Below are 24132 nucleotides of genomic sequence, written 5' to 3'. Positions count from 1 at the left end.
AAAGCGATTCAGACCCCGTTGGCAAGCCGGGTGGTTAACTCATCCATAAAATATCGCGCAATGGCGGGCATCCCCTTTCGCCCCGCAAATAAAGCATACAACGGTCTGGGTATGCCGCTCCACGATGCGAACAGAGGCAATAACGCCACGCCATTCAACACAACCAGGGCGCGAACTCGCTGAGCGAAATGCATTAGCGCAAATCCCTGATCTTTTAAGCTGCGCGTTAACCACTGATACAAATGTTACCCGCCAACGACTTCGGTATATGCAACCTGACACAAAATTGTGTCATAGTGCAGGAAAAAGCATTTACCAGGAGCAGACAACAGCAATGAAACGCCCGGACTACAGAACATTACAGGCACTGGATGCGGTGATACGTGAACGAGGATTTGAGCGCGCGGCACAAAAGCTGTGCATTACACAATCAGCCGTCTCACAGCGCATTAAGCAACTGGAAAATATGTTCGGGCAGCCGCTGTTGGTGCGTACCGTACCACCGCGCCCGACAGAACAAGGGCAAAAACTGCTGGCACTGCTACGCCAGGTGGAGTTACTGGAAGAAGAGTGGCTGGGCGATGAACAAACCGGTTCAACTCCGCTGCTGCTTTCACTGGCGGTCAACGCTGACAGTCTGGCGACGTGGTTGCTTCCGGCGCTGGCTCCTGTGTTAGCTGATTCGCCTATCCGCCTCAACTTGCAGGTAGAAGATGAAACCCGCACTCAGGAACGTCTGCGCCGCGGCGAAGTGGTCGGCGCGGTGAGTATTCAACATCAGGCGCTGCCGAGCTGTCTTGTCGATAAGCTCGGTGCGCTCGACTATCTGTTCGTCAGCTCAAAACCGTTTGCCGAAAAATATTTCCCTAACGGCGTAACGCGTTCGGCATTATTGAAAGCACCTGTGGTCGCCTTTGACCATCTTGACGATATGCACCAGGCCTTTTTGCAGCAAAACTTCGATCTGCCTCCTGGCAGCGTACCCTGCCATATCGTTAATTCTTCAGAAGCGTTCGTGCAACTTGCTCGCCAGGGCACCACCTGCTGTATGATCCCGCACCTGCAAATCGAGAAAGAGCTGGCCAGCGGTGAACTGATTGACTTAACGCCTGGGCTATTTCAACGACGGATGCTCTACTGGCACCGCTTTGCTCCTGAAAGCCGCATGATGCGTAAAGTCACTGATGCGTTGCTTGATTATGGTCACAAAGTCCTTCGTCAGGATTAATCCATCAAATAATGCCTGATAGCACATATCAGGCGTTATCCTCACTTCTTTTTGTATTCCTTGAATCACATCACAAAATAGACAAATCTCAGGCGGCAAAAAACGACGTCTGAATGCATTTTTTTTGCTGGCGACAAACCCACGTAAAAAGCTCACCGTAAGCGCAAATACCCTCATTTTGATTGCGTTTTACGGAGCAAATAATGTCTAAGGTGCAGGAGTGGCAACAGCTTGCCAACAAGGAATTGAGCCGTCGGGAGAAAACTGTCGACTCGCTGGTTCAGCAAACCGCGGAAGGGATCGCCATCAAGCCGCTGTATACCGAAGCCGATCTCGATAATCTGGAGGTGACAGGTACCCTTCCTGGTTTGCCGCCCTACGTTCGTGGCCCGCGTGCCACTATGTATACCGCCCAACCGTGGACCATCCGTCAGTATGCTGGTTTTTCAACAGCAAAAGAGTCCAACGCTTTTTATCGCCGTAACCTGGCCGCCGGGCAAAAAGGTCTTTCCGTTGCGTTTGACCTTGCCACCCACCGTGGCTACGACTCCGATAACCCACGCGTGGCGGGCGACGTCGGCAAAGCGGGCGTCGCTATCGACACCGTGGAAGATATGAAAGTTCTGTTCGACCAGATCCCGCTGGATAAAATGTCGGTTTCGATGACCATGAATGGCGCAGTGCTACCAGTACTGGCGTTTTATATTGTCGCCGCAGAAGAGCAAGGCGTTACACCCGATAAACTGACCGGCACCATTCAAAACGATATCCTCAAAGAGTATCTTTGCCGCAACACCTATATTTACCCGCCAAAACCGTCAATGCGTATTATCGCCGACATCATCGCCTGGTGTTCCGGCAACATGCCGCGATTTAATACCATCAGTATCAGCGGTTACCATATGGGTGAAGCGGGTGCCAACTGCGTGCAGCAGGTAGCATTTACGCTCGCTGATGGGATTGAGTACATCAAAGCAGCAATCTCCGCCGGGCTGAAAATTGATGACTTCGCTCCTCGCCTGTCGTTCTTCTTCGGCATTGGCATGGATCTGTTTATGAACGTCGCCATGTTGCGTGCGGCACGTTATTTATGGAGCGAAGCGGTCAGTGGATTTGGCGCACAGGATCCGAAATCACTGGCGCTGCGTACCCACTGCCAGACCTCAGGCTGGAGCCTGACTGAACAGGATCCGTATAACAACGTTATCCGCACCACCATTGAAGCACTGGCTGCAACGCTGGGCGGTACTCAGTCACTGCATACCAACGCCTTTGATGAAGCGCTTGGTTTGCCTACCGATTTCTCAGCACGCATTGCCCGCAATACCCAGATCATCATTCAGGAAGAATCAGAACTCTGCCGCACCGTCGATCCACTGGCCGGATCCTATTACATTGAGTCGCTGACCGATCAAATCGTCAAACAAGCCAGAGCTATTATCCAACAGATCGACGAAGCCGGTGGCATGGCGAAAGCGATCGAAGCAGGTCTGCCAAAACGAATGATCGAAGAGGCCTCAGCGCGCGAACAGTCGCTGATCGACCAGGGCAAGCGTGTCATCGTTGGTGTCAACAAGTACAAACTGGATCACGAAGACGAAACCGATGTACTTGAGATCGACAACGTGATGGTGCGTAACGAGCAAATTGCTTCGCTGGAACGCATTCGCGCCACCCGTGATGATGCCGCCGTAACCGCCGCGTTGAACGCCCTGACTCACGCCGCACAGCATAACGAAAACCTGCTGGCTGCCGCTGTTAATGCTGCTCGCGTTCGCGCCACCCTGGGTGAAATTTCCGATGCGCTGGAAGCCGCTTTCGACCGTTATCTGGTGCCAAGCCAGTGTGTTACCGGCGTGATTGCGCAAAGCTATCATCAGTCTGAGAAATCGGCCGCCGAGTTCGATGCCATTGTTGCGCAAACGGAGCAGTTCCTTGCCGACAATGGTCGTCGCCCGCGCATTCTGATCGCCAAAATGGGCCAGGATGGGCACGATCGCGGCGCGAAAGTGATCGCCAGCGCCTATTCCGATCTCGGTTTCGACGTAGATTTAAGCCCGATGTTCTCTACACCTGAAGAGATCGCCCGCCTGGCCGTAGAAAACGACGTTCACGTAGTGGGCGCATCCTCACTGGCTGCCGGTCATAAAACGCTGATCCCAGAACTGGTCGAAGCGCTGAAAAAATGGGGACGCAAAGATATCTGCGTGGTCGCGGGTGGCGTCATTCCGCCGCAGGATTACGCCTTCCTGCAAGAGCGCGGCGTGGCGGCGATTTATGGTCCAGGTACACCTATGCTCGATAGCGTGCGCGACGTACTGAATCTGATAAGCCAGCATCATGATTAATGAAGCCACGCTGGCAGAAAGTATTCGCCGCTTACGTCATGGTGAGCGTGCCACGCTCGCCCAGGCCATGACGTTGGTGGAAAGCCGTCACCCGCGTCATCAGGCGCTAAGTACTCAGCTGCTTGACGCCATTATGCCGTTCTGTGGTAACGCCCTGCGACTGGGCGTTACCGGCACACCCGGCGCGGGGAAAAGTACCTTTCTTGAAGCCTTTGGCATGTTGTTGATTCGTGAGGGATTAAAGGTTGCTGTTATTGCGGTCGATCCCAGCAGCCCGGTCACTGGCGGTAGCATTCTCGGGGATAAAACCCGCATGAATGACCTGGCGCGTGCCGAGGCGGCGTTTATTCGCCCGGTACCCTCCTCCGGCCATCTGGGCGGTGCCAGTCAGCGAGCGCGGGAATTAATGCTGTTATGCGAAGCGGCGGGTTATGACGTAGTGATTGTCGAAACGGTTGGCGTCGGGCAGTCAGAAACGGAAGTCGCCCGCATGGTGGACTGTTTTATCTCGTTGCAAATTGCCGGTGGCGGCGATGATCTGCAGGGCATTAAAAAGGGGCAGATGGAAGTGGCAGATCTGATCGTTATCAACAAAGACGATGGCGATAACCATACCAATGTCGCCATTGCCCGGCATATGTACGAGAGTGCCCTGCATATTCTGCGACGTAAATACGACGAATGGCAGCCACGGGTTCTGACTTGTAGCGCACTGGAAAAACGTGGAATCGATGAGATCTGGCACGCCATCATCGACTTCAAAACCGCGCTAACTGCCAGTGGTCGATTACAACAAGTGCGGCAACAACAATCGGTGGAATGGCTGCGTAAGCAGACCGAAGAAGAAGTACTGAATCGCCTGTTCGCGAATGAAGATTTCGATCGCTATTACCGCCAGACGCTTTTAGCAGTCAAAAACAATACGCTCTCACCGCGCACCGGCCTGCGGCAGCTCAGTGAATTTATCCAGACGCAATATTTTGATTAAAGGAATTTTTATGTCTTATCAGTATGTGAACGTTGTCACTATCAACAAAGTGGCGGTCATTGAGTTTAACTATGGCCGCAAACTTAATGCCTTAAGTAAAGTCTTTATTGATGATCTTATGCAGGCATTAAGCGATCTCAACCGGCCGGAAATTCGCTGTATCATTTTGCGCGCGCCGAGTGGTTCCAAAGTCTTCTCCGCAGGTCACGATATTCACGAACTGCCGTCTGGCGGTCGCGATCCGCTCTCCTATGATGATCCGTTGCGTCAAATCACCCGCATGATCCAAAAATTCCCGAAACCGATCATTTCGATGGTGGAAGGTAGTGTCTGGGGTGGCGCATTTGAAATGATCATGAGTTCCGATCTGATCATCGCCGCCAGTACCTCAACCTTCTCAATGACACCTGTAAACCTCGGCGTCCCGTATAACCTGGTCGGCATTCACAACCTGACCCGCGACGCGGGCTTCCACATTGTCAAAGAGCTGATTTTTACCGCTTCGCCAATCACAGCCCAGCGCGCGCTGGCTGTCGGCATCCTCAACCATGTTGTGGAAGTGGAAGAACTGGAAGATTTCACCTTACAAATGGCGCACCACATCTCTGAGAAAGCGCCGTTAGCCATTGCCGTTATCAAAGAAGAGCTGCGTGTACTGGGCGAAGCGCACACCATGAACTCCGATGAATTTGAACGTATTCAGGGGATGCGCCGCGCGGTTTATGACAGCGAAGATTACCAGGAAGGGATGAACGCTTTCCTCGAAAAACGTAAACCTAATTTCGTTGGTCATTAATCCCTGCGAACGAAGGAGTTAAAATGGAAACTCAGTGGACAAGGATGACCGCCGATGAAGCGGCAGAAATTATCCAGCATAACGACATGGTGGCATTTAGCGGCTTTACCCCAGCGGGTTCGCCGAAAGCCTTACCCAACGCGATTGCCCGCAGAGCTAACGAACAGCATGAGGCCAAAAAGCCGTATCAAATTCGCCTGCTGACGGGGGCGTCAATCAGCGCCGCCGCTGACGATGTACTTTCTGACGCCGATGCTGTTTCCTGGCGTGCGCCATATCAAACATCGTCCGGTTTACGTAAAAAGATCAATCAGGGCGCGGTGAGTTTCGTTGACCTGCATTTGAGCGAAGTGGCGCAAATGGTCAATTACGGTTTCTTCGGCGACATTGATGTTGCCGTCATTGAAGCATCGGCACTGGCACCGGATGGTCGAGTCTGGTTAACCAGCGGGATCGGTAATGCGCCGACCTGGCTGCTGCGGGCGAAGAAAGTGATCATTGAACTCAATCACTATCACGATCCGCGCGTTGCAGAACTGGCAGATATTGTGATTCCTGGCGCGCCACCGCGGCGCAATAGCGTGTCGATCTTCCATGCAATGGATCGCGTCGGTACCCGCTATGTGCAAATCGATCCGAAAAAGATTGTCGCCGTCGTGGAAACCAACTTGCCTGACGCCGGTAATATGCTGGATAAGCAAAATCCCATGTGCCAGCAGATTGCCGATAACGTGGTCACGTTCTTGTTGCAGGAAATGGCGCATGGGCGTATTCCGCCGGAATTTCTGCCGCTGCAAAGTGGCGTAGGCAACATCAATAATGCGGTAATGGCGCGTCTGGGGGAAAATCCGGAAATTCCTCCGTTTATGATGTATTCGGAAGTGCTACAGGAATCGGTGGTGCATTTACTGGAAACGGGCAAAATCAGCGGGGCCAGCGCCTCCAGCCTGACTATCTCGGCCGATTCCCTGCGCAAGATTTACGACAATATGGATTACTTTGCCAGCCGCATTGTGTTGCGTCCGCAGGAGATTTCCAATAACCCGGAAATCATCCGTCGTCTGGGCGTCATCGCTCTGAACGTCGGCCTGGAGTTTGATATTTACGGGCATGCCAACTCAACGCACGTAGCCGGGGTCGATCTGATGAACGGCATCGGTGGCAGCGGTGATTTTGAACGCAACGCGTATCTGTCGATCTTTATGGCCCCGTCGATTGCTAAAGAAGGCAAGATCTCAACCGTCGTGCCAATGTGCAGCCATGTTGATCACAGCGAACACAGCGTCAAAGTGATCATCACCGAACAAGGCATCGCCGATCTGCGTGGTCTTTCCCCGCTTCAACGCGCCCGCACTATCATTGATAATTGTGCACATCCTATGTATCGGGATTATCTGCATCGCTATCTGGAAAATGCGCCCGGCGGACATATTCACCACGATCTTAGCCACGTCTTCGACTTACACCGTAATTTAATTGCAACCGGCTCGATGCTGGGTTAATGACTCGTCCCGTCACGATCTTCAGCAATATGCTGAAGCATCGTGGCGGTATAACGATGATTTCTGATTGAATAAAGATATTCCTGCATATACATCGGCCTGTGCGGCGCATCAAAATATTTCAGCGTTGCCGGATTCACCAGTCGCCAGGCAAAATGCGGGATCACCGTCAGAAAATGTCCGCGCTCCACGGCGCTGATTTTGGCCATAAAACTGTAGGGACGATAAATAATGGTGGGATTGATCCCACAAGGACGCATATTCGCATCAATCATTGCTTCGAAGTTAGCCCGGTTCTGAAAGCGCATTTGTAGCCAGGGTAGCTCCTGAAGCAACTCTTGCTCTTGTCGCTCTTCATAACGACGAGAAACGAGAAAGCCCAATCGCAGCGGCGGTAGTTCACTGATAGTCAGGTTTTCCAGTTCCTGAACTCGTGCAGATACATGCTGTGGGGAGATAATAAAATCTAACTGACGGTCAAAAAGATTATCGATAACGCCATTTTCGCTGAACTCAACTGGCTGGGCGGTCACGCCTTCATACTTATCTCCGAGACTAATCAACTGATCGAAAATAATTGTCGGATAAGTATTATCTATGCCAATCACAATTTCTCGTGAACGACGCCCTGAGTTATGGATTTCATTATCAATCGCAGAAAGCCGTTGATAAACCGGGAACAGTTTTTGATACAGTTCCTGTCCGGCTTTATTGAGGCTGATATTATTATCTTTGCGGGTAAATAGCGTATAGCCAATTTGTTCTTCCAGCGCGGCAATGCTTTTACCAAATGGCGAAGCTGTCATATGGATTTTTTCTGCCGCCCGGGCAATATTATTGGTTTGCGCTAATAAAATGAAATTGCGCATCTTTTTCGAAATAAAAATGTCCATACCCCCTCCCCCGCATCCTTGTCCGCTTAACCGTTTCAGTCAGCCTATCCTTGATGAAACCGCGAGCAAAGATAGGTGATTACGTCATGGTTTTACAGAAAATTACAGAAAAAGGAGGCAATATCGGGTAAAGGCATTAGCCCGACGAATACGTCGGGCTACAAATATTATTGTGCTGCAGGTGTTTTAGCGGGTTGTTGATCCACAGGTTCTAACTGGAAGACCACATCGACCTGATCATCAAACTGAATAGCGGCCTGCTCGTAAGTTTCCTGGGCGGACACCGGCGCGGCATCGGCTTTCATCATCCGCACCATTGGGCTGGGCTGATAGTTGGAAACATGGTAGCGCACACTATATACCGGCCCCAGTTTACGATGAAAGCCGTTCGCCAGTTCCTGCGCCTGATGAATCGCGTTATCAATCGCTGCCTTACGCGCTTTGTCTTTATAGGCATCCGGCTGCGCCACGCCCAGCGATACAGAACGAATTTCGTTAAGACCCGCCTTCAGCGCGCCATCCAGCAAGGAATTCAGTTTGTCTAACTGACGGAGCGTGACTTCCACCGTTCTCACTGCACGGTAGCCTTTCAGGATACTTTTACCATCCTGATAATCATAATCTGGCTGGGTGCGTAAGTTCGCTGAGCTGATATCTTTTTTCGCGATCTGATTGAGTTCAAGGAAGGAAATGTATTGTGCGACGCGCTCATCCGCCTGTTTCTTGGCAGTAGCGGCATCCTTCGCGGCCACGTTGACTTCAATCGCAAGAGTGGCAATGTCTGGCACCGCATCCACGCTTGCCGTACCGGAGGTGACAATATGCGGTCCATCCGGCAATTCGTTAGCCTGCGCTGCCATCCCGCTAATACCCATTAATGCCGCCAGGGCGATAACTTTGAACTTCACGTTAGTCTCTCCGTGTTAATTGACTTGCCTAAAATTCAGGACCTCTGGAGGCAAGCTTAGCGCCTCTGTTTTATTTTTCCATCAGATAGCGCCTAACTGAGCAAGGCTTGTGCATGAACAATACCGTCTCTCGCCAGCTGCAAGGCAATAAACCACATAACACATCCCACTACCAGATTGATAATGCGCTGTGATTTTGCCGTGCGCAGGCGCGGTGCCAGCCAGGCTGCGAGAATAGCCAGACCAAAGAACCACAGGAAAGAGGCGCTAATTGTCCCGAGCGCAAACCAACGTTTTGGTTCCACATCAAGTTGCCCGCCAAGACTGCCCAGTACAACAAAAGTATCCAGGTAAACATGCGGATTCAGCCAGGTCACTGCCAGCATGGTGGCGATAATTTTCCATCTGCCTTGCTTCAGGACTTCGGCACTGGCTAACTCAATATTACTGCTCATCGCTGTTTTAAAAGCGCCAAAACCATACCACAGCAAGAAGGCTACGCCGCCCCAGGTGACCAGCGCCAGCAACCACGGCGACTGCATCAATAACGCGCTGCCACCAAAAATCCCGGCGCAAATCAGGACCAAATCGCTGATAGCGCAAAGTAAGGCAATCATAATGTGGTACTGACGACGAATGCCCTGATTCATCACAAAAGCATTTTGTGGACCGAGCGGTAGGATCATAGCCGCCCCAAGTGCAAGACCTTGAAAGTAATAAGAAAACACGTTGGATATTCCGAATTAAGTATCTGATGCAGAGACTATATCGCGGGATTGTTATTAGCGGAAATTGATAATATTAATTGGCAATCAGAAAAACTAATAAGAGAGAGGCCAGAGAGTATTATCTGGCCTCAGCGTTGATTACGCAGCTTTGTCTTCTTTCACCCGCTTAAAGTTCACATCCATTTGCGGGTACGGGAAGCTGATACCGGCGGCATCAAATTCACGTTTAATACGCTCCAGCACATCCCAGTACACGTTTTGCAGATCGCCGCTGTTGCTCCAGACGCGGACCACGAAATTAATCGACGATGCACCAAGTTCGTTCAGGCGCACAGTCATTTCGCGATCTTTCAAAATGCGATCTTCAGACTGGATAATATCGGTCAGGATCTGCTTAACCTGATCGATATCGGAATCATACGCCACGCCAATAATAAATTCGTTACGGCGAACTGGCTCGCGAGAGAAGTTAATAATATTTCCGGCAATAATTTTACCGTTCGGAATAACGATAATTTTACCGTCTGCAGTACGCATGGTGGTGGAGAAAATCTGCACACTCAGCACAGTACCGGCTACGCCGCCGAGATCAACATATTCTCCGGCACGGAACGGGCGGAACATAACAAGTAACACGCCAGCGGCCAGGTTAGACAGTGACCCCTGCAAAGCCAGACCAACCGCTAAGCCTGCGGCACCGAGTACAGCAATGACTGACGCTGTTTGTACGCCCACGCGCCCCAGTGCAGCGATTAGCGTAAAGGCGATAATACCGTAACGGACTAATGCAGAGAGAAAATCAGCAACAGTGGCATCGATTTTACGGGAGATCATCAGGCGATTCACCGCGTTGGAAATCATCCGCGCGATAATCAAACCAACGATGATGATCGCGAGTGCCGCCACGATGTTTACTGCATAACTTAGCAGCAGCGCCTGGTTAGCCACCAGCCAGCTTCCCGCGCCGTTTATGCTATCGACAACATTCAAATCTTCCATTCAATATTCCTTTTCAACTGACTCAAAATGGAGAAATACACTCCGCCGCCTTATGACGGGCAGTCTGACAAGGGTAAACAATAAAGCATAATTTTGCCAAATAGATCACAGATTTCTCATCTGCATCACCTTGCTTTTGGCGAAAAAAAGACCCGCAGAGCGGGCCTTGAGATAAGCAGAAAGGAATGACTTACAGAACGTCGATCGCGTTCAGTTCCTGGAATGCTTTTTCCAGACGAGCGATCATAGAAGTCTGACCTGCACGCAGCCATACGCGCGGATCGTAGTATTTCTTGTTCGGCTGATCTTCGCCTTTCGGGTTACCCAGCTGACCCTGCAGGTAAGCTTCGTTCGCTTTGTAGTAGTTCAGAACGCCTTCCCAGGTTGCCCATTGGGTATCGGTATCAATGTTCATTTTCACTACGCCGTAGCTTACGGAGTCTTTGATTTCCTGAGCAGTAGAACCGGAACCACCGTGGAATACGAAGTTCAGGCTGTTGTGCGGCAGGTTGTGTTTCTTAGAAACATATTCCTGAGAGTCGCGCAGGATAGTCGGAGTCAGAACAACGTTACCCGGCTTGTAAACACCGTGTACGTTACCGAAGGACGCTGCGATGGTGAAACGCGGGCTGATTTTGCTCAGCTCGGTATACGCATAATCAACGTCTTCCGGCTGGGTGTACAGTGCAGAAGCGTCCATGTGGCTGTTGTCCACGCCGTCTTCTTCACCACCGGTGCAACCCAGTTCGATTTCCAGAGTCATGCCGATTTTGGACATGCGCTCCAGGTATTTAGAGCAGATTTCGATGTTCTCTTGCAGAGATTCTTCTGACAGGTCGATCATGTGAGAAGAGAACAGCGGCTTGCCGGTAGCTGCGAAGTGTTTTTCACCCGCGTCCAGCAGACCGTCGATCCACGGCAGCAGTTTCTTCGCGCAGTGGTCGGTGTGCAGGATAACCGGAACACCATAATGTTCAGCCATCTGGTGAACGTGATGCGCACCAGAGATCGCGCCCAGGATAGCAGCACCCTGCGGAACGTCAGATTTCACGCCTTTACCAGCGATAAAGGAAGCACCACCGTTGGAGAACTGAACGATAACCGGCGCTTTAACTTTAGCAGCGGTTTCCAGCACGGCGTTGATGGAGTCAGTACCGACGCAGTTTACTGCTGGCAGTGCGAAGTTGTTTTCTTTTGCTACCTGGAAAACTTTCTGTACGTCATCACCAGTGATTACGCCAGGTTTTACGAAATCAAAAATCTTAGACATGTCTCTTGTCCTGTATCGTCGGGCCTTATACTCGTCATACTTCAAGTTGCATGTGCTGCGTCTGCGTTCGCTCACCCCAGTCACTTACTTATGTAAGCTCATGGGATTCACTCTCTTGTCGCCTTCCTGCAACTCGAATTATTTAGAGTATGAAAAAGTGCGTGCTTTAAAAGCGCGCTGCAACAAGGGCAGGTTTCCCTGCCCTGTGATTTTTTACTTCTTAGCGCGCTCTTCGAGCATCGCTACTGCAGGCAGTACTTTACCTTCCACGAATTCGAGGAATGCGCCGCCGCCAGTGGAGATGTAGGAGATTTTGTCAGCAATGCCGAACAGGTCGATTGCTGCCAGAGTGTCGCCGCCGCCAGCGATGGAGAACGCTTCGCTGTCTGCGATAGCGTTAGCCACGATTTCAGTACCTTTGCGGAAGTTCGGGAATTCGAACACGCCAACCGGACCGTTCCACAAAATGGTTTTCGCATTCTTCAGGATTTCAGCCAGTTCCTGAGCGGAAGCATCACCGATATCCAGGATCTGCTCGTCAGCTTTCACATCGTTAACAGATTTCAGGGTAGCCGGTGCAGTTTCAGAGAACTCAGTTGCTACACGAACATCAGACGGAACCGGGATGTTGCAGGTGGTCAGCAGACGTTTTGCTTCGTCAACCAGATCAGCTTCGTACAGGGATTTACCCACATCGTGGCCTTGTGCCGCGATAAAGGTGTTAGCGATACCACCACCAACAATCAGCTGGTCAGCGATTTTAGACAGGGAGTCCAGAACGGTCAGTTTGGTAGATACTTTAGAACCACCAACGATAGCCACCATCGGGCGAGCAGGTTCTTTCAGTGCTTTACCCAGCGCGTCCAGTTCAGCTGCCAGCAGCGGGCCTGCGCACGCAACGTCAGCGAATTTACCGATACCGTGAGTAGAAGCCTGCGCGCGGTGAGCAGTACCGAATGCGTCCATTACGAACACGTCACACAGTGCAGCGTATTTTTTGGACAGGGTTTCGTCGTCTTTCTTCTCGCCTTTGTTGAAGCGAACGTTTTCCAGAACAACCAGTTCACCTTCAGCAACGTCAACGCCGTCGAGGTAATCTTTAACCAGACGAACCGGGTTAGACAGTTTGTCTTTCAGGTAGTTAACAACCGGCAGCAGAGAGAATTCTTCGTTGTACTCGCCTTCGGTAGGACGACCCAGGTGGGAAGTTACCATCACTTTTGCGCCTTGTTTCAGGGCAAGTTCGATGGTCGGCAGAGAAGCACGGATACGCGCGTCGCTGGTTACTTTCCCGTCTTTTACTGGTACGTTCAGATCCGCACGGATAAATACACGTTTCCCAGCAAGATCCAGATCGGTCATCTTAATTACAGACATGGTGAATCCTCTCGTTGATTCTAAAAGTTTTGCAGACGCTGCTTGCGTCTTACCTGAAAGCAACAGTAGCCATAGCTAACGTCGTGTCGAGCATTCGGTTAGCAAAGCCCCATTCGTTATCGCACCAGACCAACGTTTTGATCAGGTGTGCGCCACTAACCCGGGTTTGGGTGCCATCGACAATGGCACTGTGCGGATCGTGGTTAAAATCTACAGAGACCAACGGCAATTCCGTATAGTCAACTATACCATGAAATGCACCTTGTGCTGCTTTTTGCAGCAACAGGTTGACTTCATTGGCTTTTACAGGTTTCTTCACCGTCACGCTTAAATCGATTGCCGTCACATTTATGGTTGGCACACGTACCGCAATCGCTTCAAAGCGATCGTTAAATTGCGGAAAAAATCGTGTGATACCGGCGGCCAGTTTAGTATCGACCGGAATGATCGACTGGCTGGCTGCCCGGGTGCGACGCAGGTCAGGATGGTATGCATCAATAACCTGTTGATCGTGCATGGCGGAGTGAATTGTGGTCACAGTGCCGGACTCAATACCGTACGCATCATCTAACAATTTGATGACGGGAATTATGCAATTCGTGGTACAGGAAGCGTTAGAAACGATGCGGTGTTCCGCACGAAGTTGATCCTGATTGACGCCGTAAACAACGGTCGCGTCGAGATCGTTACTGCCAGGATGTGAAAAGAGCACTTTTTTGGCCCCGGCGGCAATATGCGCTTCGCCATGCTCGCGGGAGCCATATACGCCGGTGCAGTCGAGGACTACATCAACGCCAAGTTCACGCCAGGGGAGCGATTGCAGTGAACGTTCATGCAATACACGGATGGCGTCATCACCAACAAAAAGTTGATCGCGTTCCTGTCGTACTTCCCATGCAAAACGGCCATGGCTGGTGTCATATTTCAACAAATGCGCCATGCCCGCAGCATCCGCCAGTTCGTTGATTGCCACCACGGTAATTTCCGCCCGGCGTCCGGATTCATACAAAGCACGAACCACATTACGCCCGATGCGACCGAAGCCATTTATCGCTACGCGTACGGTCATAGATCTCCTGCAAGGTTTTCCCTGAGCAAATTTGCCAGACAGAGTAATCCAGCAAATCGTCCGGGGAAACCTTACCTGTCGCAAACTGCGACTGATTGGTTAATTGTCGAACATTTAATCGACTGAAACGCTTCAGCTAGGATAAGCGAAACGTGGAATAAAAGGAATGATTGTCCAGCCGAAGAAGACATTTATCTGACTTACATCACACTTTTATCCCCTTTTGTAGGGAGCTTTATTCCAGGCTGGCGTAATAATACCCCTGCAATAACTGGAATAAATTGTCAGCTTTTGAAGTGATATCTGCCTTCTTCGGTCATCTCTAATATCAGATTGGCCTGACGACTATTCACCAGCACACGCTCGACATTGGGACCATCGGTTCGGGCATAAAAAGCTTCGGCTTCTTGCCGCGATAATCCTCCCGCAATTTTACGACTAATCAAGCGCTCCCGCAGAATTTGAGCAGGTGCATGAATAAAAATAGAAAAATCGCAGAAAGATGCCAACTCCTGCCACTTTTCATCATCCAATAATAGCCAGTTTCCTTCGACGATGACGAGTGGTGCGGTAACGTGCAACGCATCTTCAACAGGATCATGCTTTTGTCGATCGTACTGCGGCCACGTACAATCCCCTTCCATTACCTGGCGCAGATTTTCCGCCAGTTTCGCAACGTCAAATGTCTCTGGTGCGCCTTTGAAGGGGCGCAATTGATGCGCATCCAGCCAGCTATTGTAATGATGAAAACCATCCATCGGCAGCGTCTGAATAGCGGGCAGCTCCGGGTCTTGTTGCGCGAGATATTCCCAGAAGGTGGTTAGGGTAGATTTACCCGTCCCCGGCGGAGCGCAAAGAAAAACCACCGTACGCCGCTGCGGATTTACCGTCTGTAAGGCCGCCAACATGTGCAGCAACGGTTTATGTACATTTTCAATCTCTTCGTTCTGGTACTGTGCCTGTATCTTCAGCCCATTCACCGTTAATTCAATTTTCACGGCGTTAATTCCTTTAAGGTGGTCGTTACTGCCAGCGTCAGCGCCGTTTTGACCATCCTGCTAAAACGCGCCTCTGACCAGACGGCGAAATCGGCGAACTTCATCGCTTTCAACGCGTCATAGAGCGTCGCATTGCGGGTTATGCTATTGACGTTGCTGATAAAATCCCAGGTCATGTCATCGGCAAATCCGGGCATTTCATCCTGTTCGTTCAGGTAATGCCAGAACTGGGAAAAATGCGTGATATCGGCGTACAGCCATTTATCCATTTTCCCCAGCGCATAAATCAAACGCAGTGCAACATCAATATCGTCAAGCGGGCCGCTTTGGGCGAGTAACGGCTTCACTGCATATTCGACGATCTCTTCATCATTATCGACAAACAGCGACGGCAGAAACTGGCGTATCCCCTGGAGCAAAATAGAATGCGTAGTTTTCATAAATGAAAATAAATTGTCCTGTGCATCCAGTTGCTCAAGCACATCATCTTCTGTCAGCGTCGCCATTGGTCTTCCGATAGATCACCATCAATGCAGGGAGTCTATTATATTACACGTTTGGTCCGCGCCGCCGATCAGTAATGTCTGCGTCCGCACCCCATTCGCCGTCTGTTGGATTCCGTTCACCAACTCGCCGCCCGTCACGCCCGTAGCGCTAAAGAGGATATCGTTCCCCCTCACCAGTTCATCGAGCGAGTACACACGGTTAACGTCAACGCCCATTTCCTTGCAACGCTTGCGCTCCTGCTCTGCAATCTGCCGATTTTCCGTGTAATCCCCTTTAGCCTGACAAAAGTCAATCAGCTCGGCCTGCATATCCCCGCCTAATGCTTTAACGGCACAGGCAGAAATCACGCCTTCTGGCGCACCGCCGATGGTGTACATCACATCGTAAGGATTATCCTGCCAGCAGGTCAGCACGCTGGCGGCGACATCGCCATCCGGCAGGGCAAAAACCTTCACGCCCAGCTGTGTTGCTTCCTCAATTGCGGCACTCAGGCGCGGTTTATCCAGCGTAACCATACGCAGCTTGTCCAGCGGTTTACCTAACGCCCGCGCCACGTTACGCAAGTTGTCCGCCAGAGGCAAAGACAGATCTATCGCCCCGGCAGCCAGTCGATTAACAACCAGCTTTTTCATATACATATCGGGCGCATGTAACAGGCTGCCCCGTGGGGCGAAAGCCATGACCGCCAGCGCATTGCTCTGCCCCATCACCACCATCCGCGTGCCTTCAATCGGGTCAACCGCGATATCGACTTCTGGCCCATCGCCTTTGCCCACCTCTTCGCCAATCCACAGCATCGGCGCATGGTCAATCTCTCCCTCGCCGATAACCACTCGTCCACGAAAAGCGACGTCGTTTAATGCCTGGCGCATCGCGGTGACCGCCAGGCCATCAATTTTATTTTTGTCGCCACATCCGGTTTGCGGCCAGGCAGCCAACGCTGCCTGTTCCGTAACGCGAAATAATGGCCACGCCAGGGACATCATTGCGCGGCCTCCCCGCTATCAACGCCAAATTGTGCCAGCAGATATTTCTCGGCCTGTTCATTCCAGATGCCGTGCGTTTCCTCAACCAGCCGCGCCAACTCTTTAAACAGCGGATCGGTTTTGCCTTTTTCGGCAAAATCGGCAATGGCAGTGAGCGGCATGGTCACGCCGTTATAAATGAGTTTTTTACCGCCTGGGATATCCGGCAGATTGAGCACGGTTTCTGGCACCGCATCCAGCCCACCGATATGGGTCACCATAAACGACGGCTGCAACTGCCCTGTGGCGCTAAGCGCAATCGCCTCTTTCATGTCGTCCGTTGAACCGCCGGACGTACCGACGACATGCGTTCTGTTGTAATGGACGTTGTAGAAATTAAACGGCACTTTGAAGTTTTTATCCGTCGGCCCGGCAAAGAAGTTCAGGCAGCCATCTTCCGCCAGTAATTCATCAGCCATCTCGACGACTGAAGGCACCGCTGCATAGACAAATACGTCATCAAATCCGGCATCATCCGTCAGCGCCCGCAGCGTCTGGACCGGATCGCTCATCCCTTTGGTATTCATATACACCAGCTCAATGCCTTTACTGGCCGCCAGTTCCACCGGCAGCAGCTTTTGTACCTGCGCCAGGCGTTTGTCGTCGATATCGACCACCACCACCCGCGACGGTTGTATGCCGCCGTTAATAGCATAATCGATAGCGCCAATGCCCATCGGACCAGCACATGCCAGCAGCGCAATATTGCCGCCAGGTTTAACGCCCATGCGATGCTCATAAACATATTGCGTGGTGTGATAATTGGCATGATAAGCGCCAATAATGCAGCACATAGGCTCTGCCAGTGACGCCGCAGCAAAATAAGAGCCGTGATACGGTAATACGCAGCCCAAATTAATGACGATTTCGGGAATAATCATATAGGTGGCGTTACCGCCAAAATATTCGTAGCTGTAGCCCGCTGAATATCCGCTTGGTAACCCCATCGCCGGTTGCAATACAAAACGCTGGCCTTTTTTATATTTGTCGGTGAGATTTTTACCCACTTCAACAATAACCCCGGCACATTCATGCCCGGTAATGACCGGATGATTTTCTAAATCGTCGGGTACGCGTTTATGTTCACTACCGAGTAACGCCGCTTTCCAGGTGGATAAACAAACGCTGTCAGAAATTACATTCACTAACAGTTCATTATCGGTAATTTCTGGCAGCTCAAATTCGCGCAGACGGACATCCCGCTTGCCATAAATAGCAGCAACTTTGGTTTTCATTTTTACCTCTGTAATCAGTGTTTATGTTCAGCGGTTAATTGATTAAATAAAGTGTCGAGTTTTGGATCGCCAATATAGTTATTAATCAATATCAGTGGTTTATCCGTCACACGTTTCACGCGCCCTTCCAGACTGGCGTGAGTAACGACGATATCCGCATCCGCAGGCACGTTTTCTATCGCGTAATGTTTTACTTCAATTGCCAGCCCCGCTTTTTCCAGACGTTTACGGAAGGTGGTTGCGCCCATCGCGCTGGAGCCCATCCCCGCATCGCAAACAAAGGCGATTCGCTTAACCCGGCTTAACGAGAATGCACCCTCTTGTTTCATCGCCTTAACCGCATTGGCTGACTGAGCAAACTCATCTTCGCTCTCCGTTTCCACCGTTTTTTCCATCTTCAGTATTACGGAAGTGATAGCAAAGGACACCAGGGTACCTACCGTAACACCGGCAATTGTCGCCAGGAACGAGCCTTTCGGCGTCAGTGCCAGGTAAGCAAAGATAGACCCCGGACTTGGACCAGCCACCAGACCACCGTCCAGTAAGTTAAACATCCAGGTGCCAGACATACCGCCCGCAATCATGGCAATAATGGTCAGCGGCTTCATCAGCACATACGGGAAATACAGTTCGTGGATCCCACCGAGGAAGTGAATAATCATCGCCCCGGGCGCAGAACGTTTACTCATCCCTTTACCAAACAAAGTAAACGCCAGCAACAGTCCTAAGCCAGGCCCAGGGTTGGACGCCACCATAAAGAAGATGGATTTACCGTTAACTGAAGCCTGTTGCATCCCCAACGGGTAATAGACGCCCTGATCGATCGCATTATTAAGGAAAAGCACTTTCGCCGGTTCATTGATGACTGACAGCAAAGGCAGATAACCCGCATGTACCAGCGCCTCAATACACTCTTTGACGAAAGTATTGGCAATTAACACCGCAGGGCCGATCACTTCAAAACCCAGCAGACAAAGGAGCATCCCCGCGATACCTAATGAGAAGTTATTGATAACCATCTCAAAACCAGCAGGGATCCGCTTTTCCAGCGCCTTGTCGATATATTTAATCACCAGACCACCGAGCGGCCCCATAATCATTGAGCCAAGGAACATCGGGATCTCTGCGCCGACGATCACACCAATAGTACCTATTCCGCCCATGACCGCGCCGCGTTTACCGCCGGCCAGATGACCACCGGTAGAACCAATCATCACGGGCAATAAATAGGTAATCATCGGGCCGACAATTTTGGCGAAATGTTCGTTAGGCAGCCAACCGGTGGGAATAAATAACGCAGTAATAAAACCCCAGGCAATAAAAGCACCAATATTGGGGATGACCATTGCCGTCAAAAAGCCCCCAAAAGCCTGGACCTTTGCACGAGCAGACTTGTTTTCCATAATATTATCCTGTAGAGGAGAGAGTAATTATCCGCGGCTGATAATGTCCGCTAATTGTTTTTCTGATGATGCTGTTAAGAGTTGTTCGAGTATTTCTTCTTCGCACAGTAATTCACTTAACGCCTGAATAGCGCCAATGTGCGAATCGGCATCGGCAGCAGAGAGTCCGATGAGTAATTTAATTGGTTCGTCATTCCCCGGAAAATAAACACCTTGTTCAAGTAATGTCAAAGACATCCCGGTTTTAAGCGCCCCACATTCCGGTCGCGCATGAGGCATTGCCACGCCTGGTGCGAGAATATAATAAGGGCCATTGTTAATGGTGGAATCTTTAATTGCCTGAATGTAATTCTCGCTGATATAGTTTTTATCCAGCAATGATGCCATCGAGAAATCGATAGCTTCCTGCCAATCTTTTGCTGAATGTATAACTGAGATTGATGATTCTGGAAAATAATCAATAAGCCGCATAAATTATCCTTATTTTATTTTTAGGGTACCGTCCGGCGGTAAAAATAAAATACTCGTGCGGTTTAATGAAAGCAATTGGGTACGCGAGAAGAAAAACCCCATGAACAAAAATAATAAAACTTTAAATAACAACAAAATGAAATTGATATTTTTAAAGTCAACTTTGTATTTGTTATGTTTATCACAAAATCAACATTTTGATTGTTGTTGTATTTGTGATACATATCGCCATTTATTTATTGAATGTCCGAAAACATACTTTTTTAATGCAATGTTTTTTCGCTATACCCCTTTATAGATTCTGAATTCTCACCTGTAGGCTGTTTTCTCCTCACCTCATGTGACATATTCCCACACTTTACTCAAGGAAGATTGTCATGAAAGCACCTGTTTCAATAACCTCATTTCGCCCACAAAAATCTATTGCTATCGTCATTGGCGTGCTTGCCGTGGTTGTGCTGCCATTTCTCTCGTATTACACCGTTAATGAAGGTGAACGCGGCATTTTGCTGCGCTACGGAAAAATCGTAAAAGTTGCCGAGCCGGGTCTGGGTTTTAAGATCCCTTTTATGGAAAGCGTGGAGAAAATTTCCACGCGTAATCAGGCTGTGGTTTATCAGGGATTACAGGCCTACAGCCGCGACCAGCAACCGGCACAAATGACAGTATCAGTCAGCTTCCACATTAAACCTTCAGAAGCTGGCGCAGTTTATACAACCTACAACACCATTGAATCTTTAAAAGAGCGTCTGATCGTCCGCCAGCTGCCAACTCAACTGGAGAACGTTTTCGGCCAATATACCGCCATCAGCGCGGTACAGGATCGTACAAAACTGGTTCAGGATCTGCAAAATGCAATGCGTAAAGCCGTTGTTGGCCCGGTGGTGATTGATGGTGTCCAGATTGAAAATATTGATTTTTCTGACGCTTATGAAAAATCGATTGAAGATCGAATGAAAGCAGAAGTCGCCATTGCCACACGTAAGCAAAATCTGGAAACAGAGAAAATCCAGGCGCAAATAGCAGTAACTCAGGCCCAGGCTGAAGCAGACAGTAAACTGGCGGCAGCCAAAGCAGAAGCTGAGACTATTCGCGTAAGAGGCGCGGCAGAGGCTGAAACTATTCGTTTAAAAAGTGCGGCTGAAGCAGAAGCGATCCGCCTGCGCGGTGAAGCTCTGCGGGATAATCCCGGACTTGTTGCCCTCACCACTGCTGAGCGTTGGGACGGTAAGCTACCCGATACCATGATCCCCGGCAGTACAGTTCCGTTTATCTCTACTAAGTAAAAAAAGGGCCGCTTTCGCGGCCCTTCTCACAAAGCATCTTACCGATTACAGCAGCGCTTTCGCTTTCGCAACAACGTTGTCAACGGTGAAGCCGAACTCTTCAAACAGCAGCTCTGCCGGAGCAGATTCACCGAAGGTGGTCATGCCGACGATAGCACCGTTCAGGCCAACATACTTGTACCAGTAGTCAGCAATACCCGCTTCCACCGCAACGCGTGCAGTAACCGCTTTCGGCAGTACAGACTCACGGTAAGCCGCATCCTGCTTGTCGAACGCGTCGGTAGACGGCATGGAAACCACGCGCGCTTTCACGCCTTCAGCAGTCAGTTTTTCGTAGGCAGCAACCGCCAGTTCAACTTCAGAACCGGTCGCGATGAAGATCAGTTCCGGCTGACCGGCACAGTCTTTCAGCACATAACCACCGCGCGCGATGTTTGCCAGCTGCTCTTCAGTACGTTCCTGCTGCGCCAGGTTCTGACGGGAGAGGATAAGCGCAGTCGGGCCGTCCTGACGCTCAACGCCGTATTTCCACGCGACCGCGGATTCAACCTGGTCACACGGACGCCATGTGGACATGTTCGGGGTCACGCGCAGTGAAGCGACCTGCTCAACCGGCTGGTGAGTCGGGCCATCTTCGCCCAGACCGATGGAGTCGTGGGTGTAAACCATCACCTGACGCTGTTTCATCAGCGCAGCCATACGTACGGCGTTACGTGCGTATTCCACGAACATCAGGAAGGTGGAGGTGTACGGCAGGAAGCCACCGTGCAGGGAGATACCGTTAGCAATCGCGGTCATACCGAACTCGCGAACACCGTAGTGGATGTAGTTACCCGCAGCATCTTCGTTGATTGCTTTAGAACCAGACCACAGGGTCAGGTTAGACGGTGCCAGGTCAGCAGAGCCGCCGAGGAATTCCGGCAACAGCGGGCCGAACGCTTCAATCGCATTCTGAGACGCTTTACGGCTGGCGATTTTCGCCGGGTTAGCCTGCAGTTTAGCGATGAACTCTTTCGCTTTGGCGTCGAAGTCAGACGGCATTTCGCCTTTCATACGGCGGGTAAATTCAGCGGCTTCCTGCGGATAAGCTTTCGCGTAAGCAGCGAATTTCTCGTTCCATGCGGATTCTTTCGCCTGGCCTGCTTCTTTCGCATCCCACTGAGCATAGATTTCAGACGGGATTTCGAACGGTGCATATTTCCAGCCCAGCTGTTCGCGGGTCAGGGCAATTTCAGCGTCGCCCAGCGGCGCACCGTGGGAGTCGTGCGTACCGGCTTTGTTCGGGGAACCGAAACCGATGATGGTTTTGCACATCAGCAGGGACGGTTTGTCAGTCACTGCGCGCGCTTCTTCTACTGCGCGTTTGATGGATGCCGCGTCATGACCGTCGATGCCGCGAATAACGTGCCAGCCGTAAGCTTCGAAACGCATTGCGGTGTCGTCGGTGAACCAGCCTTCAACGTGACCATCGATAGAGATACCGTTGTCATCGTAGAACGCAATCAGTTTACCCAGCTTCAGCGTACCCGCCAGAGAACAAACTTCGTGGGAGATGCCTTCCATCATGCAGCCGTCGCCCATGAAGGCGTAGGTGTAGTGGTCGACGATGTCGTGGCCCGGACGGTTAAACTGCGCCGCCAGCGTTTTTTCTGCAATCGCCATACCGACTGCGTTGGCAATACCCTGACCCAGCGGACCTGTAGTGGTTTCCACGCCAGCGGTGTAACCCACTTCCGGGTGGCCCGGAGTTTTAGAGTGCAGCTGACGGAAGTTTTTCAGTTCTTCCATCGGCAGATCGTAACCGGTGAGGTGCAGCAGGCTGTAGATCAGCATGGAGCCGTGGCCGTTGGACAGCACGAAGCGGTCACGGTCAGCCCAGGACGGATTCTGCGGGTTGTGTTTCAGGAAATCACGCCACAGGACTTCGGCAATGTCAGCCATACCCATAGGGGCACCCGGGTGACCGGATTTGGCTTTCTGTACTGCGTCCATGCTCAGCGCACGAATAGCATTGGCAAGCTCTTTACGTGAGGACATTTTGACTCCAGATCGGATGATGAAGGGCACGCCCTTAACGACTTGACGACAGCGCGTTTTGGGCTACGCCGGAAAATTTGCCAACAATTTACCGCAAGCCGCGCGTCATGTACATGGAACATCCTTTTGCCGCTTCAGAAATCTCTGGATCATGCTCGCATGTTGCGCAATCTGCTCGCCCGTCCGCTGCGCTTTTCCTTATACTGAGACTGAGCGTCGATTCACCTGCAAACGGCGCATTTTTAGAATAATCCTGACCTTGTGCGGAAGAGAAAACATGAAAATTCGCGCCTTATTGGTAGCAATGAGCGTGGCAACGGTACTGACCGGTTGCCAGAATATGGACTCCAACGGACTGCTCTCATCAGGAGCGGAAGCTTTTCAGGCTTACAGTTTGAGTGATGCGCAGGTGAAAACCCTGAGCGATCAGGCATGTCAGGAGATGGACAGCAAGGCGACGATTGCGCCAGCCAATAGCGAATACGCTAAACGTCTGACAACTATTGCCAATGCGCTAGGCAACAATATCAACGGTCAGCCGGTGAATTACAAAGTGTATATGGCGAAGGATGTGAACGCCTTTGCAATGGCTAACGGCTGTATCCGCGTCTATAGCGGGCTGATGGATATGATGACGGATAACGAAGTCGAAGCGGTGCTCGGTCACGAAATGGGGCACGTGGCATTAGGCCATGTGAAGAAAGGAATGCAGGTAGCACTTGGTACAAACGCAATTCGCGTTGCGGCGGCCTCTGCAGGCGGAATTGTCGGCAGTTTGTCACAATCACAACTGGGAGACCTGGGCGAAAAGCTAGTCAATTCGCAATTTACCCAACGTCAGGAATCAGAGGCCGATGATTACTCCTACGATTTGCTGCGCCAACGCGGTATCAGCCCGGCAGGTCTTGCCACCAGCTTTGAAAAACTGGCGAAACTGGAAGAAGGCCGCCAAAGCTCAATGTTTGACGACCATCCTGCATCCGCCGAACGCGCCCAGCATATTCGCGATCGTATGAGCGCGGATGGAGTTAAGTAAAGCCAGGTAGTGCCGAACGTAGGTCGGA

General features: G+C 51.0%; 22 protein-coding genes. 7 read left to right on the top strand and 15 right to left on the bottom strand.

What is annotated here, in order from left to right:
* Positions 1 to 8: 8 nt before the first annotated feature.
* Positions 9 to 194, bottom strand: a complete 186-nt coding sequence (locus ACJHWT_RS12280) for a hypothetical protein (RefSeq protein ID WP_000545302.1) — start codon at positions 192 to 194, stop codon at positions 9 to 11.
* A 140-nt stretch (positions 195 to 334) separates the two neighbouring features.
* Here ACJHWT_RS12280 and argP point away from each other — a divergent pair, with 140 nt between their 5' ends.
* The 5 genes from argP to scpC all read left to right on the top strand — a co-directional run bounded on the left by argP (position 335) and on the right by scpC (position 6862).
* Positions 335 to 1228, top strand: a complete 894-nt coding sequence (argP, locus tag ACJHWT_RS12275; RefSeq protein WP_000828351.1) for a DNA-binding transcriptional regulator ArgP — start codon at positions 335 to 337, stop codon at positions 1226 to 1228.
* Positions 1229 to 1431: 203 nt separating this feature from the next.
* Entirely contained in the window at positions 1432 to 3576 is a 2145-nt protein-coding gene (scpA, locus tag ACJHWT_RS12270; RefSeq protein WP_000049098.1) for a methylmalonyl-CoA mutase, read from the top strand.
* Complete coding sequence (gene meaB, locus ACJHWT_RS12265; RefSeq protein WP_065203383.1) at positions 3569 to 4564, top strand: methylmalonyl Co-A mutase-associated GTPase MeaB; 996 nt, start codon at positions 3569 to 3571, stop codon at positions 4562 to 4564. Before scpA ends, meaB begins: the two co-directional genes overlap by 8 nt.
* Positions 4565 to 4574: 10 nt before the next feature.
* Positions 4575 to 5360 (top strand): methylmalonyl-CoA decarboxylase, encoded by a 786-nt coding sequence (scpB, locus tag ACJHWT_RS12260; protein WP_000122080.1) that lies wholly within the window; start codon positions 4575 to 4577, stop codon positions 5358 to 5360.
* Positions 5361 to 5383: 23 nt separating this feature from the next.
* Entirely contained in the window at positions 5384 to 6862 is a 1479-nt protein-coding gene (gene scpC, locus ACJHWT_RS12255; protein WP_000449926.1) for a propionyl-CoA:succinate CoA transferase, read from the top strand.
* Here scpC and srsR read toward each other — a convergent pair.
* From srsR to cmtB, 13 genes are all read right to left on the bottom strand, one after another.
* Complete coding sequence (srsR, locus tag ACJHWT_RS12250) at positions 6859 to 7755, bottom strand: LysR family transcriptional regulator SrsR (RefSeq protein WP_000350807.1); 897 nt, start codon at positions 7753 to 7755, stop codon at positions 6859 to 6861. The two genes, scpC and srsR, sit on opposite strands and share 4 nt — an antisense overlap.
* A 167-nt stretch (positions 7756 to 7922) precedes the next feature.
* Positions 7923 to 8663 carry an oxidative stress defense protein gene (locus ACJHWT_RS12245; RefSeq protein ID WP_000669834.1) on the bottom strand — a complete coding sequence of 247 codons (741 nt, stop codon included), beginning with the start codon at positions 8661 to 8663 and terminating at the stop codon, positions 7923 to 7925.
* Positions 8664 to 8755: 92 nt separating this feature from the next.
* Positions 8756 to 9391, bottom strand: coding sequence for an arginine exporter ArgO (argO, locus tag ACJHWT_RS12240; protein ID WP_000493348.1), 636 nt, complete (start codon positions 9389 to 9391; stop codon positions 8756 to 8758).
* 138 nt (positions 9392 to 9529) lie between these two features.
* Positions 9530 to 10390 carry a small-conductance mechanosensitive channel MscS gene (gene mscS / locus ACJHWT_RS12235; RefSeq protein ID WP_000389815.1) on the bottom strand — a complete coding sequence of 287 codons (861 nt, stop codon included), beginning with the start codon at positions 10388 to 10390 and terminating at the stop codon, positions 9530 to 9532.
* Between the two features lie 190 nt (positions 10391 to 10580).
* Positions 10581 to 11660, bottom strand: coding sequence for a class II fructose-bisphosphate aldolase (gene fbaA / locus ACJHWT_RS12230; protein WP_000034372.1), 1080 nt, complete (start codon positions 11658 to 11660; stop codon positions 10581 to 10583).
* Positions 11661 to 11873: 213 nt separating this feature from the next.
* Entirely contained in the window at positions 11874 to 13037 is a 1164-nt protein-coding gene (gene pgk / locus ACJHWT_RS12225) for a phosphoglycerate kinase (protein ID WP_000111269.1), read from the bottom strand.
* A 49-nt stretch (positions 13038 to 13086) separates the two neighbouring features.
* Positions 13087 to 14106 carry an erythrose-4-phosphate dehydrogenase gene (gene epd, locus ACJHWT_RS12220; RefSeq protein ID WP_000218480.1) on the bottom strand — a complete coding sequence of 340 codons (1020 nt, stop codon included), beginning with the start codon at positions 14104 to 14106 and terminating at the stop codon, positions 13087 to 13089.
* 284 nt (positions 14107 to 14390) lie between these two features.
* Complete coding sequence (locus tag ACJHWT_RS12215; protein WP_000687701.1) at positions 14391 to 15104, bottom strand: nucleoside/nucleotide kinase family protein; 714 nt, start codon at positions 15102 to 15104, stop codon at positions 14391 to 14393.
* Positions 15101 to 15610 (bottom strand): fumarase E, encoded by a 510-nt coding sequence (gene fumE, locus ACJHWT_RS12210; RefSeq protein ID WP_000224149.1) that lies wholly within the window; start codon positions 15608 to 15610, stop codon positions 15101 to 15103. The genes ACJHWT_RS12215 and fumE overlap by 4 nt, the downstream gene beginning before the upstream one ends.
* A gap of 21 nt (positions 15611 to 15631) precedes the next feature.
* On the bottom strand, positions 15632 to 16597 hold the full coding sequence (glpX, locus tag ACJHWT_RS12205; protein WP_000987308.1) for a class II fructose-bisphosphatase: 966 nt from the start codon (positions 16595 to 16597) through the stop codon (positions 15632 to 15634).
* Positions 16594 to 17871 (bottom strand): zinc-binding dehydrogenase, encoded by a 1278-nt coding sequence (locus ACJHWT_RS12200; protein ID WP_000853181.1) that lies wholly within the window; start codon positions 17869 to 17871, stop codon positions 16594 to 16596. The genes glpX and ACJHWT_RS12200 overlap by 4 nt, the downstream gene beginning before the upstream one ends.
* A 14-nt stretch (positions 17872 to 17885) precedes the next feature.
* Positions 17886 to 19274, bottom strand: coding sequence for a PTS mannitol transporter subunit IICB (gene cmtA / locus ACJHWT_RS12195; protein WP_000428769.1), 1389 nt, complete (start codon positions 19272 to 19274; stop codon positions 17886 to 17888).
* 27 nt (positions 19275 to 19301) lie between these two features.
* Positions 19302 to 19745, bottom strand: coding sequence for a PTS mannitol transporter subunit IIA (cmtB, locus tag ACJHWT_RS12190; protein WP_001236697.1), 444 nt, complete (start codon positions 19743 to 19745; stop codon positions 19302 to 19304).
* Positions 19746 to 20122: 377 nt separating this feature from the next.
* On the opposite strand from cmtB, the gene ACJHWT_RS12185 reads away from it, so the two are divergent.
* Positions 20123 to 21031: a prohibitin family protein gene (locus ACJHWT_RS12185; RefSeq protein ID WP_000646928.1), complete on the top strand. Its 909-nt coding sequence runs from the start codon at positions 20123 to 20125 to the stop codon at positions 21029 to 21031.
* A gap of 45 nt (positions 21032 to 21076) precedes the next feature.
* Here the strand turns inward: ACJHWT_RS12185 and tkt are convergent, their stop codons facing one another.
* Complete coding sequence (tkt, locus tag ACJHWT_RS12180) at positions 21077 to 23068, bottom strand: transketolase (RefSeq protein ID WP_000098631.1); 1992 nt, start codon at positions 23066 to 23068, stop codon at positions 21077 to 21079.
* A gap of 277 nt (positions 23069 to 23345) precedes the next feature.
* Between tkt and loiP the strand changes: the two genes are divergently transcribed.
* On the top strand, positions 23346 to 24104 hold the full coding sequence (loiP, locus tag ACJHWT_RS12175) for a metalloprotease LoiP (protein WP_001318028.1): 759 nt from the start codon (positions 23346 to 23348) through the stop codon (positions 24102 to 24104).
* The last annotated feature ends 28 nt before the right edge of the window (positions 24105 to 24132 follow it).

The organism is Escherichia sp. WS338 (assembly GCF_046486405.1).
In the GTDB taxonomy this organism is placed as follows: Bacteria; Pseudomonadota; Gammaproteobacteria; order Enterobacterales; family Enterobacteriaceae; genus Escherichia; species Escherichia coli.
The sequence above is the reverse complement of the archived record's forward strand: the minus strand, read 5'-3'. Positions and strand labels throughout refer to the sequence as shown.

Bases quoted from the DNA above. Each gene is read 5' to 3' on its own strand.
- cmtA (WP_000428769.1), bottom strand. From the start codon at position 19,274: ATGGAAAACAAGTCTGCTCGTGCAAAGGTCCAGGCTTTTGGGGGCTTT.
- cmtB (WP_001236697.1), bottom strand. From the start codon at position 19,745: ATGCGGCTTATTGATTATTTTCCAGAATCATCAATCTCAGTTATACAT.
- meaB (WP_065203383.1), top strand. From the start codon at position 3,569: ATGATTAATGAAGCCACGCTGGCAGAAAGTATTCGCCGCTTACGTCAT.
- ACJHWT_RS12280 (WP_000545302.1), bottom strand. From the start codon at position 194: ATGCATTTCGCTCAGCGAGTTCGCGCCCTGGTTGTGTTGAATGGCGTG.
- ACJHWT_RS12185 (WP_000646928.1), top strand. From the start codon at position 20,123: ATGAAAGCACCTGTTTCAATAACCTCATTTCGCCCACAAAAATCTATT.
- scpA (WP_000049098.1), top strand. From the start codon at position 1,432: ATGTCTAAGGTGCAGGAGTGGCAACAGCTTGCCAACAAGGAATTGAGC.
- epd (WP_000218480.1), bottom strand. From the start codon at position 14,106: ATGACCGTACGCGTAGCGATAAATGGCTTCGGTCGCATCGGGCGTAAT.
- tkt (WP_000098631.1), bottom strand. From the start codon at position 23,068: ATGTCCTCACGTAAAGAGCTTGCCAATGCTATTCGTGCGCTGAGCATG.
- loiP (WP_001318028.1), top strand. From the start codon at position 23,346: ATGAAAATTCGCGCCTTATTGGTAGCAATGAGCGTGGCAACGGTACTG.
- ACJHWT_RS12200 (WP_000853181.1), bottom strand. From the start codon at position 17,871: ATGAAAACCAAAGTTGCTGCTATTTATGGCAAGCGGGATGTCCGTCTG.
- fumE (WP_000224149.1), bottom strand. From the start codon at position 15,610: ATGGCGACGCTGACAGAAGATGATGTGCTTGAGCAACTGGATGCACAG.
- glpX (WP_000987308.1), bottom strand. From the start codon at position 16,597: ATGATGTCCCTGGCGTGGCCATTATTTCGCGTTACGGAACAGGCAGCG.
- srsR (WP_000350807.1), bottom strand. From the start codon at position 7,755: ATGGACATTTTTATTTCGAAAAAGATGCGCAATTTCATTTTATTAGCG.
- pgk (WP_000111269.1), bottom strand. From the start codon at position 13,037: ATGTCTGTAATTAAGATGACCGATCTGGATCTTGCTGGGAAACGTGTA.
- mscS (WP_000389815.1), bottom strand. From the start codon at position 10,390: ATGGAAGATTTGAATGTTGTCGATAGCATAAACGGCGCGGGAAGCTGG.
- scpC (WP_000449926.1), top strand. From the start codon at position 5,384: ATGGAAACTCAGTGGACAAGGATGACCGCCGATGAAGCGGCAGAAATT.
- fbaA (WP_000034372.1), bottom strand. From the start codon at position 11,660: ATGTCTAAGATTTTTGATTTCGTAAAACCTGGCGTAATCACTGGTGAT.
- argP (WP_000828351.1), top strand. From the start codon at position 335: ATGAAACGCCCGGACTACAGAACATTACAGGCACTGGATGCGGTGATA.
- scpB (WP_000122080.1), top strand. From the start codon at position 4,575: ATGTCTTATCAGTATGTGAACGTTGTCACTATCAACAAAGTGGCGGTC.